Source organism: Sphingobacterium sp. HSC-15S19 (assembly GCF_050433745.1).
In the GTDB taxonomy this organism is placed as follows: Bacteria; Bacteroidota; Bacteroidia; order Sphingobacteriales; family Sphingobacteriaceae; genus Sphingobacterium; species Sphingobacterium siyangense.
Map to the genome: position 1 here is coordinate 14,047 of NZ_JBNPWQ010000040.1, position 13,154 is coordinate 27,200.

Genomic DNA, 13,154 nt, shown 5'->3' on the forward strand with positions numbered 1-13,154 from the left:
GATATCAGCTATTAAGGTCTTACGACTTCAGCTTTTTTAGCAGTATTACCTTCTGCCAAATGCTTTCCTTTACGTAAGTCATATACTGAAGGTGCAGCTAAGATAATAGATGAATATGTACCTACGATAACACCGATTAAGATCGCGAATGAGAATCCACGGATAACTTCACCACCAAAGATAAACAATACAGCAAGAACAAACACGATTGTCAATGAGGTAATAATTGTTCTACTTAATGTCGAGTTGATCGCATGGTTTACGACATCGCCAAGATCTTCATTATGTGCATTTGGTTTCGATACGAATTCACGTAAACGGTCAAATACAACCACTGTATCATTCACCGAGTAAGCAATTACGGTTAATATTGCTGCTACAAAGTGTTGGTCAATATCAAGTGAGAATGGTACGATACCATCCAAGATAGAGAATAATCCCAATAAAATGATCGCATCGTGAATTGTTGCAATAGCTGCTCCAACTGAATATTCCCATTTATGGAAACGGATCAAGATGTAAGCTGCAACAATGATGATAGAGAAAATTGCTGAGCTGGTTGCTCTAGATTTGATATCGGTAGCGATACTTGGTCCAACTTTTTGAGACGAAAGAATCTCATGTTTATTAGAAGCATCTACTTTCGATAGACCTTGGTTTAATTTGTCCAATACTTCTTTATCAGCAGTGTCCGAAGTTTCTTCAATATGGTAAGTTGTTGTAATACGCAATTGATTGGCTGCACCGAATACTTTTACCTCTGTTGTTTTCTTGAAGATATCGTCCAAGTTTGTACGTACAGCTTCTAAGTCCACAGGTTTATCATAGCGAACAGTATAAGTACGTCCACCTTGGAAATCCACGCCTAAACTGAATCCTTTTGTGAAAATTGATGCAGCAGAAATTAACACAGCAACGATTGAAATCGCGTAAAAGATTTTACGTTTCTGCACGAATTTGAAGTTTGCGTTATGCAAAGTGTTTGCAGACCAAGGGAAAGAGACTTTGATTTTGAAATCTTTCGCTAACATCCATTCAAAGATAACACGTGTAACTAAGATCGCAGTAAACAATGAAGTAATAATACCCACCATTAACGTTGTTGCGAAACCTAAGATCGGACCACTACCAAATAAAAATAGGATAATACCAATTAAGAAGGTTGTGATCTGCGAATCCAGGATGGAAGGTAAAGCATGTTTGTAACCATCGGCAACAGCCTGACGGATCGATTTTCCTAAGCCCAGTTCTTCACGGATACGTTCATAAATCAAAACGTTTGCATCGACAGCAGTACCCATTGTCAATACGATACCGGCAATACCAGGTAGGGTCAGTACAGCATTTAAGGATGCCAATACCCCCATAATGATAAATACGTTTAACAATACCGCGATGTTTGCTACGATACCCGCCGTATTGTAGTAAGCGATCATAAAGATCATTACCACGATAATACCGATAACAGCAGAATTTACACCGGCATCGATGGCAGCCTGACCCAAAGTAGGACCCACAACAGCTTCTTCAACGATTTTAGCCGTTGTAGGAAGACGACCTGCCTTCAATACGTTCGCCAAATCTTTGGTATCTTCTACCGTAAAGGATCCAGAGATTGATGAGCTACCATTTGGAATTTCACCGTTTACAGAAGGAGCAGAATAAACTACATTATCAAGAACGATAGCAATCGCATCTCTGTTTTGAGCTGCTTTTGCTGTAATTTTCTTCCATTGATGAGCACCTTCACTGTTCATTTGCATACCAACCACAGGTTGATTTTTCTCATCAAAGTTTGCTGTTGCGTCAGTGATCACATCACCCGTCAATACAGCACCATTGTCCTGTCCAGACCCTTTAATGGCGTATAATGATAGTTGCTCAGGTGTTTTTTGCTCTGGTTTAACAGACCATAAAAGCTTTAAGTTTCCAGGAAGTATTGATTTCACCTCAGGACGTTGCAAGTAAGCATTTACTTTTGCCGTATCTTTTAATGAAGCAATACCGACCATTGAACCTGGCATAAGTGCCATTTGTTGGTTTTCGCCCATGTAAACAGCTGGACGTAATACTTCAAATAATGGATTTTTCTGACCTAGATTTACAGCAGCACTGTCTTTCTTAGCATCTTTTTTACCACCGGTTAGATTAGACAATAAATCATCTGATTTTTTGCTTGTATCTGCGGCAGTATTTGTTGTAGCAGCTGGAGCAGCTTTTAACGTTGATGCTAAAGTTTTGTCGATATTTTCCAGTATTGGATAAACTTCCTGGTTTGTATATGTTTCGTAGAATTCCAATTTAGCCGAACCTTGTAATAGGTTACGAACACGGCTTTCATCTTTCACACCAGGTAATTCGATCAAAATACGGTTTGTACCTTGTTGAATTTGAATGTTTGGAGATGCAACGCCAAATTTATCGATACGTGTACGAAGTACTTTGTATGAGTTTTGGATGGCATTGTCTGCTTCTTTTTGAAGGAATGATTCAACTTTGGAGTCTGAATCACCAGGTTTAATTAGAGCAGCGTTATCTTTTGTTGAAAAGAATGTCGAAAGTGGAGTTGTAGCACCGATGGATTTGTACTCTTCCATAAATAAAGCAACGACTGTTTTTGCACTCGTTTTGCTTTTTGCTACTGCTTGCTCCAACGCTTTGTTGAATTTCTCATCTTTTGGATTATTCGCCAAATTGCGGATCAATTCGTCCAATGAGATTTCCATGGTCACGTTCATACCACCTTTCAAATCCAATCCCAAAGCGAGTTCATTTGCTTTGGCTTCCCGATAGGTGTATTTTGCAAAACCTAAATTGTACACTACTTCACCGGCCATTGAGTCGAGGTAGCTTTTCTCTTTCGCCAAGTCTCCTTTGGCAAAATTCTCAGCATCTCGTTCCACATTGCGGGTCACCCAAGTAAATGATAGGGAGTATAGACACGCTAATGACACCACTATCACTAAAAGTTTAATCAGCCCTTTACCTTGCATCGTCTGTTATAATTGTATTAATTTTAATGTTAAATACTGTTTATGTAATTGATAATTAGTTCTCGTTTAATCACATTTTACCAAGAATGGCAAAGGTATAAAATTTTTGTAGAATGAAAAGTTTTATTTACGCCAATCAGGTCAACGGCATAAAAATAGGAGAATTGAAGAAAAAAAGAAATATTTATTGATTTTATTTATAAAAAAAGGCCCTGCTCAACATAGAGAAGGACCTTTTATACTGTTTAGTTGTTTTATATTATCTCAATGTGTATTTGATACCAAACGAGAATGTTGACGCATGGAAATCACTTCCATGGTTTAATTGCCAATCTGGCTTCCAGTCAGCGTGAAATCCAATTGGTGCTGAAGGAATTTTAAATTCCAAGCCTAATTGTGGTCTTAAGCTTATCGCTGTATAATTATCTCCAATATCAAAGAAAGTAGCCTGTGCACCAATACCTGCATACCATCCTAATCCAGCTGCTCCACGGAAAGGTCTAGCATGTTGCCAGTCAGCTCCTATTGCTACAACATGGTCGTCAAACATCACCTGTGCTTGACCGTTGTTAGCTCCTCCGATTGATTGTTTATATTGAACACCCCAAAGATCAGCGTGCTTAGTGCCATCAAACACAACACCAATTGCTGCACGTTGAGGAGACTGAGCTTTCGCTTCCTGTGCGCCAAATGCTAATGCTGCGACGGCAGCTAATGAGAGTAATGTCTTTTTCATAATTATCTTATCTTTATATTTTCATTAATTAAAATAACTTTTCGTGTTACCAAAAGCAAATAGCCTGCCAAAAAATGATAAAGGCTGGGACGTACCCTAGATGAATGCTTAATTCATAACGTTTCTAATTTGTCTTCCGATTGTAATTTGTATCTTTTATTTTTTATTATTGCTTATTTTTCTTAAATTTGCCTGGCAAATAGAAAACCCAATACATATTTGCCATGCAATTAGATCCACAAAAATTCGTAGCAGAAGGTCTCACTTACGACGACGTCTTATTAATTCCAGCTTATTCTGAAATTTTACCCCGTGACGTTGATACGAGCACTTCGCTAACAAAAAAAATCAAATTAAATATTCCATTGGTTTCTGCAGCAATGGATACGGTAACCGGTGCTGATTTGGCGATTGCGATTGCTCAAGCTGGCGGTATTGGTATGTTACATAAGAACATGACGATTGCAGAACAAGCTGCTGAAGTACGCAAAGTAAAACGTTCGGAGAGCGGTATGATTCAGGATCCAGTAACGTTATTGGCAACAGCAACTGTGGGTGATGCCTTCAATATTATGAAGGAGCACAAAATCGGTGGAATTCCTGTTGTGAACGAAAAAGGCCAATTGGTTGGTATTGTAACGAATCGTGATCTTCGTTTCCAAAAAGATATGAGTCGTCCAATCAACGAATTGATGACTAAGGAAAATCTTGTTGTTGCTCCCGAAGGAACGGATTTGGTGAAAGCGGAAGAGATTCTTCAAAACGAAAAAATCGAAAAACTTCCTGTCGTTAATGAAGAAGGTATTTTGAAAGGCTTGATTACCTTTAAAGATATCCAAAAATATAAACATTATCCCAATGCTGCCAAAGATAGCCATGGCCGTTTATTGGTTGGTGCGGCAGTAGGTGTTACACCAGATACCCTTGATCGCGTTGAGGCTTTGGTGAAAGCAGGTGTGGATGTGGTTACAATCGATACGGCACACGGGCATTCTAAAGGTGTAATCGATAAGTTGAAATTGGTGAAATCGCAGTTTCCTGAGCTACAGGTAATCGTTGGAAATATTGCGACCGGTGCAGCAGCAACAGCTTTGGCTGAAGCAGGTGCAGATGCCGTAAAAGTAGGTATCGGACCGGGCTCAATTTGTACAACCCGTATTATTGCTGGTGTTGGTGTTCCTCAGCTTTATGCTGTATATGAAGTTGCCAAAGCACTTAAAGGAACTGGCGTGCCTTTGATCGCAGATGGTGGTATCAAACAAACTGGTGATATTGCAAAAGCAATTGCAGCCGGAGCAAGCACAATTATGGCTGGCTCTTTATTCGCCGGTGTGGAAGAAGCTCCAGGTGAAACAATTATCTATGAGGGACGTAAGTTTAAATCTTACCGCGGTATGGGCTCAATCGAAGCCATGGAAAAAGGATCTAAAGATCGTTATTTCCAAGACGTAGAAGATGATATCAAAAAATTGGTTCCTGAAGGTATTGTTGGGCGTGTTCCTTACAAAGGTACATTAGCTGAGGTCGTTTATCAATATATTGGCGGATTACGCGCTTCTATGGGATACTGTGGTGCTGCAACAATTGAAAAATTACAGGAAGCACAATTTGTCCGCATTACAGGAGCAGGGTTGAGAGAGTCCCATCCACATAATATTTCCATTACGAAGGAAGCACCAAATTATAACAGCAGAGGCTAGATGTTGCTTGGATGATATAAAAACCGATAATCTTGATTATCGGTTTTTTTTGTGTAAAAATATTAGCAAGATAGCCCCAGTGATCAATAGGAAATTTGTACTTTTATACCCTATTCTCAGGTTTTAAAATTTAAGGAGTTAATTTGGATTATTTAGCGGGTTTAAACCCTTCACAACGAGGAGCCGTAGAGCAAACAGAAGGTCCTGTGATGATTGTTGCAGGAGCTGGTTCAGGAAAAACACGGGTAATTACCTATCGTGTAGCACACTTGATTCGAAAAGGTGTTGATCCATTCAATATCTTGGTATTAACATTTACCAACAAGGCTGCCAAAGAGATGCGCGCACGTATCGTTTCTGTTGTTGGAAGCGAAGCGAAAAATATTTGGATGGGAACATTCCACTCGGTATTCGCAAAGATACTCCGTGTCGAAGCAGAATTGATCGGTTATCCCAGAAACTTTACCATCTACGATACGGACGATACCAAAAGTTTGTTGCGTGCCATTTTAAAGGAAATGAATCTCGATGATAAGCTGTATAATGTCAATCATGTGTATGGACGTATCTCACAGGCAAAAAACAACTTGATCTCACCGCAGGAATATAATAAGAATGAAGCCATACTGGCCGAAGATATTTCCAATGGTCGTGGTCAATTGGGGCAGATTTATATGACCTATGCACAACGCTGTTACCGTGCTGGAGCAATGGATTTTGATGACCTCTTGTTTAAAACAAATGTCTTGTTAAACAAGCATCCAGAGGTATTGCATAAATATCAGCATCAATTTCGCTATCTGATGGTCGATGAGTACCAGGATACCAACTTCTCCCAATACCTTATTGTCAAACGCCTGGCAGCAGTCAACGAAAATATCTGCGTGGTTGGGGATGATGCACAATCGATCTATGCATTTCGTGGTGCAAATATTCAGAATATCCTGAATTTCCAAAAGGATTATCCTGATGTGAAGATCTTTAAACTGGAGCAGAATTATCGATCGACTAAGATGATCGTAAATGCGGCCAATTCGGTGATTGCGAATAATCAGAATCAATTGGAAAAAAATGTTTTCTCGGATAATGAAGAGGGCGAAAAGATCAAGGTTTCACGTGCTTTCTCTGACAATGAGGAAGGTAAGATCGTTGCTGACCAGATTATCGAAGAGAAATCGTTAAAAGGACTTAATTATAAAGATTTTGCTATTCTGTATCGTACCAACGCCCAATCCAGGGCAATGGAGGAGGCCTTGCGCAAAATTAATATCCCCTATAAAATATACGGTGGTACTTCTTTCTATCAACGGAAAGAAATTAAAGATCTGATCGCGTATTTCAGACTCACCTTCAACCCAAATGATGAGGAAGCACTAAAGCGTGTTATCAATTATCCACGTAGAGGGATAGGGGATACGACGATAGAGAAGATCATGATCGCTGCAGATCAGAATCAATACCGTATATGGGATGTTGTTGCAAATGCAGCCCAGTTTCTAGACGGACGCAGTGCAACTTCTGTCGGTGGTTTTGCACAGATGATACAGAGTTTTCAGGCTCTTGCCAAAAACAATAACGCATTTGATACGGCAATGCATATTGCGCAGCACTGTGGTATTCTGAAAGAATTGTATGAAGACAAATCGGTAGAGGGGCTGGCGCGTTACGAAAATATCCAGGAACTCCTCAATGGTATCAAGGAATTTTCGGAACGGGAAGATATCGAAGAGCGTGGACTTGATGTCTATATGCAGGATATCGCCCTGTTGACAAACGACGATAATGATAAAGATCCAAATGCTGATACTGTATCATTGATGACCATCCACTCTTCCAAAGGATTGGAATTTCCGATTGTTTTCATTGTAGGCTTAGAAGAAAACCTATTTCCTTCCCAGTTGTCGTTGAATTCCAGGTCGGAATTGGAAGAGGAACGAAGACTTTTTTATGTCGCTGTTACGAGAGCTGAAAAAAAATTACTACTTTCGTATGCTACTTCGCGATATCGTTGGGGAACGCTGAATAACTGCGAACCCAGTCGCTTCTTGGATGAATTGAATCCGGCATGTCTTGCATTGGATTTTAAACCACGACAAACTTCTGCCTCAGCCGGAAGTTTTCAAGGCGAACGAATTGCATGGCAACAAAAGGATAGTGATGATACGTTTTCTAAACCTAAGCCTAAGCCGATGGTTAAAACGACATCAATACTACCGAAAGCCCACAAACCTACTGCGGGTTTTGCTCCTTCAGATACATCAAATCTTCAAGTCGGCATGGAAGTTGAACATGAACGTTTTGGATTTGGGAAAGTTGTTAATCTCGAAGGAAACAAAGGAGATATAAAAGCAACTATTTTCTTTAAAGAGTTGGGACAGAAACAATTGTTGCTTAAATTTGCAAAACTTAGAATAATTCAATAATAAAATACCAAAACGGCATCTTGATCGTTTAATTAGGTACTTATATTAGCTATATGAACTTTGACTACAACAGCACTAGACCAAAATTGATCCTTGCAGAATATGGTCGCAATGTGCAAAATATGGTAGATTACATCTGTACTTTACCCACAAAGGAAGAAAGAAATAAACATGCGCAGATTGTAATCGATATGATGGGGGTATTGAACCCACATTTGAGAGACGTGTCTGATTTTAAACATAAACTGTGGGATCACCTACAGATTATCTCTGATTTTAAATTGGATATTGACTCACCTTATCCAATTGCTACAGCGAAAAGTGTGAAACACGAAGTTGAGCATTTGGGCTATCCGCAGCATTCCATTAGATTCAAGCACTATGGTTTTACCGTAGAGAAAATGATTGAAAAGGCTTTATTGGCTAATGACGAGGCTAAAAGAGAGCAGATGGTTATCGGTATCGCCAATTTTATGAAAATGGCTTACCTGACCTGGAATAAGGATTCTGTTTCGGACGAGTTGATCATCCAGGATCTCAAAGAGTTGTCAGGTTATCAATTGACCTTACCAGAAGGTACTGTATTGACCAAACTTGACTTTAAAACTCCGCCTCCGGGAAATCGCGTTAAAGGTCCGGCTAACAGTAACTCAGGCGGAAATAATAACAATAACAATAATAATAATTCCGGTCACCAGTCGAAAGGTGGAGGCAAGCCTCGTATGACAAGTAACAACAACAATAATACGAAGCGCAATAACTACGGAAGCAATAATAACAGCTACAGTAGGGATAATAATAACAACAGCTACGGTAGGGACAACAATAACAACAATAACAGAAACAGAAAGCCGCAGGGTAATTATAATAATAAACGAGGCTAGTTCTTAAAGATTTTGTTTAAAGAAGCAGGCAATTGCGAAGTGATTAACAGATTTCTTTACAATTGCCTTCTTTTTTTAAGAATCGCGCTGTTTTATAAAAAAACAAGGTTCTTTGGTCTCCGATCCCGGTATGTTAGGCGGAAGGCTAAATATCCCAAGGCTAATACAAGAACCGGGATAAGATACTAAGAAGATATCACTTATATATAAATGAACGCATTTGAAATAATCGGTGGAAAACCGTTAAAGGGAGAGATTATTCCTCAAGGAGCAAAAAATGAGGCCTTACAGATTCTTTCTGCAGTTTTACTGACAGAAGAACCTATGACCATCAGTAATATCCCAGATATTAAGGATGTCAATAAGTTGATCGATCTATTGGCTGCTTTAGGTGTTAAAATTGATCGCATAGATAAGGACACATACGTTTTTGAAGCTAAAGATATAAATATAGACTATTTCCAGTCACCTGAATTTAAAGAAAAAGGTGGTGGATTGCGTGGCTCTATCATGATTGTCGGTCCTTTGTTGGCTCGATTCGGAAAAGCCGCTATTCCGAAACCGGGGGGTGATAAAATCGGCCGTAGACGATTAGATACACACTTTTTGGGTTTTGAAAAATTGGGTGCTAAGTTTGTGTACGATGCGACTACCCATTTTTTTAACGTTGATGCAACGGAGTTAAAAGGAAGTTATATCCTTTTGGACGAAGCTTCTGTAACGGGTACGGCGAATATCGTGATGGCTGCTGTATTGGCAAAAGGGACAACAACGATATACAACGCTGCTTGTGAGCCGTATTTACAACAACTATGTAAGATGTTGAATCGCATGGGGGCTAAAATATCCGGTATTGGATCTAATTTGTTGACCATCGAAGGAGTAGAGCGTCTGGGGGGAACTTCACACCGCATGTTGCCTGATATGATTGAAATAGGTTCTTTCATCGGACTTGCAGCAATGACAGGTTCAGAAATCACCATTAAAGATGTCTGTTTCGAAGAACTTGGCGTTATTCCATCTGTATTTTCGCGCTTAGGCATCAAGTTTGAATTACGTGGTGATGATATTTTTATTCCGGCGCAAGAATCGTATGAAATCGATACATTTATCGATGGATCTATCCTGACAATTTCAGATGCACCTTGGCCAGGTTTTACGCCCGATCTATTAAGTATAGTACTTGTTGTGGCGACTCAGGCAAAAGGAAACGTATTGATCCACCAAAAAATGTTCGAGAGCCGTTTGTTCTTCGTCGACAAATTGATCGATATGGGGGCGCAGATTATCTTGTGCGATCCGCACCGCGCAACCGTTATTGGACTGAATAAATCACACCACCTGAGAGGTATTGAGATGACTTCGCCAGATATTCGTGCCGGGGTGTCTTTATTGATTGCAGCGCTATCTGCCAAAGGAAAATCTGTGATCCACAATATCGAACAGATTGAACGTGGCTATCAAGATATCGAAGAACGCTTGCGTAAATTAGGAGCAGATATTAAACGTATCGATGCCGAACCAAAAGGTCATTAATTAATGCGAATAGCCTATGTGCTAGCGTAAGATAAAAGAAGCTCCGGATATAAATTCTGGGGCTTTTTTTGTGATATCTGCATCAAATAAGGTAAATTTGTCTATACTACATTTAAACAACTATAGATATGAAAAAATATCTAAAAAAGTACGCCTTAATTTTCCCATTATTAGGCATAGTACTTCTTTTTCACAATTGTCAATCCTCTACACCCAAAGAGGTTAAACTACATGAAGAATCAAATACAACAACGGATATCCGCTCTTCTAAACGGATCAATGCTGCGGTAATCGTACAAAAAGTTACTTTTCCCAATATGCCTTTTGCTGAACTAATCAGGTTGATGAATCTGACCAAAGATAGTTCACCTGCTGCATTGTGGAAGGCAATATCCACGCTACCCCAGGCGGAACAAATGAAGAAAGATAGCTTTGATATTGAAAATCCCCTGCAGCGTATGGAGCTGATGCTTGCCCCTTTACGTAAGATGGAAATTAAATTTGATCAACAACAAGCGAAATCTGATGCTGCGGGCCTGACGTACCGCCTGGAAAATTATGTGAATTATAGCAAAGGTTCAGGCGAGGCTTTTTTAGCAAATAGTGGCAACGAGACTATCAATGTAGGACTGAACTATCCAGAAGGGAAACTTAATGGATTGGCGAAAGTGCAGATACGAATAAATCCCAAAGAGTATATGATCGATAAGACCGGAAAAACAAAAGTAATTGCCGGAATTACCTGTCAGCAGGCCATTTACAATAAAATTGATGCAATGGATAAAACGCTCCCTAAATTTGTCGTTTGGAAGAGCCCACGGATCCCGAAGGGAATCAATCTGCTGCACCCCTATGTGTTTGATGAAAACGAAGGGATTCTTGAAATTGATGCCTATCTCAATGAAGATGAAAATTCCCTATTGCGCTTTACAACCACAGCTGTCGTCGAAAAGCAATTTGAACCCAAAGAATTTGAGGTTACAAAAGCCCATGCTAAACTTGACGCGGCCAAAGATCAAAACAGCATCGAAAAAAATGTACTTGATGTCGTGTTTCATTAGAAAACACCATAAAAAAGGAGTTGATCACATGATCAACTCCTTTTTTATTTGGGATATATGTAAAAGTTTACATTAAAGGAGCAGGTGCTTCTTCTTCAAATAAAGGGAATTCCTTGATAATGTTATACCATGTGATAACCTTTTTAATATCCGAAGAATAAACACGTGATTCATCATGGCCAGGAGCTACTTCACGGAAGAAATCTCTTAATGTTGCGCCATCAGATTTTGTATCTGGCAGAGCGATGCCTTTCTCTTTGATTGTTTCAAAAATATTCAATAGACGAATTTCTTCTTCTTCACCATAGATGGTGATATCTTCCAAAGTCGCCATTTTTGTAGAAGATAAACTTACTACCGTTTTAATTTTTGCCTGATCAAGGGTTTCTAAAATAAAACCACCTTTATTTTGTCCAACCAATTTGAACAATCCTGGTTTACCAGTTACGGATACTAATGCTCTTAAATTCATTTTAATACTATTTAAATCTCCAAGAATTAATCTTCGATAACTTCAATTGATAAAATACGGTCACCTTGTCTGATATCGTCAACAATGTCTACGTTTTCGATAACTTTTCCAAAACAAGTATGGTTACGATCTAAGTGAGCAGTGTTGTTACGGCTATGACAGATGAAAAATTGAGAACCACCAGTATTACGGCCTGCATGAGCCATAGACAATACACCTCTATCGTGGTATTGGTTTTCGCCTGTTAATTCACAGTCAATTTTATAACCAGGGCCACCCGTTCCAGGGATTCCTGCAGCTCCTTCACGTGAATTTGGACATCCACCTTGGATAACGAAATCAGGGATTACACGGTGAAATGCCAATCCATCATAATATCCTGATTTAGCAAGTTTGATAAAATTGGCTACTGTATTTGGAGCATCAGCTGTGTAGAACTCCACAGTCATGTCGCCTTTTTCTGTTTTAATAATCGCTTTACTCATATTCAAAAATTTTTATGAAATACAAAGATAACGTTTCAGAGTGAAATGTGAAGTAAATCCCGATTGCCAATTTTTTTTAATTGATAGATTGTGTATTTCTCAGGATATTAAGTAACAGTATTTTTGTATATTTATGTACGCTAGCCAATTATAATTAACTGTAGATGTCAAATCCGTACAAACTAGTCATTCGGGAGTGGGCAGAGGCCGATCGTCCGAGAGAGAAACTATTGAGCCAGGGCCGTAGGGCGCTTACCGACGCCGAATTACTGGCTATTTTAATCGGGTCTGGTTCCAAAAATGAAAGTGCTGTTGAATTATGCCGGCGCATATTGGCCGATGTCAATAACAACCTGCAGACGCTTTCGATGATGGAGGTTTCAGAACTGAGCATGTATAAAGGGATAGGCGAGGCAAAAGCTATCGCTATTCTTGCCGCATTGGAGCTCGCACGCCGGAAAAACGACCTGCCCGTAGAACAGCGTAAGCTCGTAAATAGCAGCCGCTTCGTTTACAACTTTATGAAACCCATACTTCAGGATCTGCCCCATGAAGAGTTTTGGACGCTGTATCTCAATACGGGGTATAAAATATTAGACAAACAACTGATCGGACGCGGCGGTAATGATTTTACGCCAGTTGATGTCAGGATTATATTACGATCTGCACTTAGCCTTAAAGCACATGCAATTATATTAGTTCATAACCATCCCTCGGGCACCTTGTATCCAAGCAATGCTGACAAAATTCTGACGCAAAAAATTGTTGAAGCCTCTAAAATTATGGATATTAGAGTTGCCGATCATTTAATCTTTACCGATAACGGATATTATAGTTTTAAAGATGAAGGTATAATCGACTAGT

Annotated in this window: 10 protein-coding genes; 6 read left to right on the plus strand and 4 right to left on the minus strand. The window is 39.4% G+C overall.

Translation table 11 applies throughout. The features are described from left to right. Window positions 1-11: 11 nt before the first annotated feature. Entirely contained in the window at window positions 12-2,993 is a 2,982-nt protein-coding gene (gene secDF, locus L1283_RS24125) for a protein translocase subunit SecDF (protein WP_075993976.1), read from the minus strand. A gap of 259 nt (window positions 2,994-3,252) precedes the next feature. Continuing rightward, window positions 3,253-3,729, minus strand: a complete 477-nt coding sequence (locus L1283_RS24130) for a hypothetical protein (protein WP_120333382.1) — start codon at window positions 3,727-3,729, stop codon at window positions 3,253-3,255. 224 nt (window positions 3,730-3,953) lie between these two features. Between L1283_RS24130 and guaB the strand changes: the two genes are divergently transcribed. The 5 genes from guaB to L1283_RS24155 all read left to right on the plus strand — a co-directional run bounded on the left by guaB (window position 3,954) and on the right by L1283_RS24155 (window position 11,333). Next, on the plus strand, window positions 3,954-5,429 hold the full coding sequence (gene guaB, locus L1283_RS24135) for an IMP dehydrogenase (RefSeq protein ID WP_075993975.1): 1,476 nt from the start codon (window positions 3,954-3,956) through the stop codon (window positions 5,427-5,429). A gap of 143 nt (window positions 5,430-5,572) precedes the next feature. Then, entirely contained in the window at window positions 5,573-7,852 is a 2,280-nt protein-coding gene (locus tag L1283_RS24140) for an ATP-dependent helicase (RefSeq protein ID WP_070565989.1), read from the plus strand. Window positions 7,853-7,905: 53 nt separating this feature from the next. Then, entirely contained in the window at window positions 7,906-8,736 is an 831-nt protein-coding gene (locus L1283_RS24145; protein ID WP_070565986.1) for a DUF4290 domain-containing protein, read from the plus strand. 210 nt (window positions 8,737-8,946) lie between these two features. After that, entirely contained in the window at window positions 8,947-10,272 is a 1,326-nt protein-coding gene (gene murA, locus L1283_RS24150) for a UDP-N-acetylglucosamine 1-carboxyvinyltransferase (RefSeq protein WP_070565984.1), read from the plus strand. Between the two features lie 128 nt (window positions 10,273-10,400). Continuing rightward, complete coding sequence (locus tag L1283_RS24155; protein WP_075993973.1) at window positions 10,401-11,333, plus strand: hypothetical protein; 933 nt, start codon at window positions 10,401-10,403, stop codon at window positions 11,331-11,333. A 67-nt stretch (window positions 11,334-11,400) separates the two neighbouring features. On the opposite strand, the gene L1283_RS24160 is transcribed toward L1283_RS24155, so the two are convergent. Together L1283_RS24160 and L1283_RS24165 are read right to left on the minus strand one after the other, a co-directional pair. After that, window positions 11,401-11,805, minus strand: coding sequence for a DUF5606 family protein (locus tag L1283_RS24160; RefSeq protein WP_075993972.1), 405 nt, complete (start codon window positions 11,803-11,805; stop codon window positions 11,401-11,403). Window positions 11,806-11,831: 26 nt separating this feature from the next. Further along, window positions 11,832-12,290 carry a peptidylprolyl isomerase gene (locus L1283_RS24165; protein WP_046671802.1) on the minus strand — a complete coding sequence of 153 codons (459 nt, stop codon included), beginning with the start codon at window positions 12,288-12,290 and terminating at the stop codon, window positions 11,832-11,834. 164 nt (window positions 12,291-12,454) lie between these two features. Between L1283_RS24165 and radC the strand changes: the two genes are divergently transcribed. Beyond that, on the plus strand, window positions 12,455-13,153 hold the full coding sequence (gene radC / locus L1283_RS24170) for a RadC family protein (RefSeq protein WP_075993971.1): 699 nt from the start codon (window positions 12,455-12,457) through the stop codon (window positions 13,151-13,153). Window position 13,154 lies beyond the last annotated feature (1 nt).

What these genes read in the sequence shown, in the direction of transcription:
- secDF (WP_075993976.1), bottom strand. Translation starts at nt 2,993, where the DNA reads ATGCAAGGTAAAGGGCTGATTAAACTTTTAGTGATAGTGGTGTCATTA.
- L1283_RS24130 (WP_120333382.1), bottom strand. Translation starts at nt 3,729, where the DNA reads ATGAAAAAGACATTACTCTCATTAGCTGCCGTCGCAGCATTAGCATTT.
- guaB (WP_075993975.1), top strand. Translation starts at nt 3,954, where the DNA reads ATGCAATTAGATCCACAAAAATTCGTAGCAGAAGGTCTCACTTACGAC.
- L1283_RS24145 (WP_070565986.1), top strand. Translation starts at nt 7,906, where the DNA reads ATGAACTTTGACTACAACAGCACTAGACCAAAATTGATCCTTGCAGAA.
- murA (WP_070565984.1), top strand. Translation starts at nt 8,947, where the DNA reads ATGAACGCATTTGAAATAATCGGTGGAAAACCGTTAAAGGGAGAGATT.
- L1283_RS24155 (WP_075993973.1), top strand. Translation starts at nt 10,401, where the DNA reads ATGAAAAAATATCTAAAAAAGTACGCCTTAATTTTCCCATTATTAGGC.
- L1283_RS24160 (WP_075993972.1), bottom strand. Translation starts at nt 11,805, where the DNA reads ATGAATTTAAGAGCATTAGTATCCGTAACTGGTAAACCAGGATTGTTC.
- L1283_RS24165 (WP_046671802.1), bottom strand. Translation starts at nt 12,290, where the DNA reads ATGAGTAAAGCGATTATTAAAACAGAAAAAGGCGACATGACTGTGGAG.
- radC (WP_075993971.1), top strand. Translation starts at nt 12,455, where the DNA reads ATGTCAAATCCGTACAAACTAGTCATTCGGGAGTGGGCAGAGGCCGAT.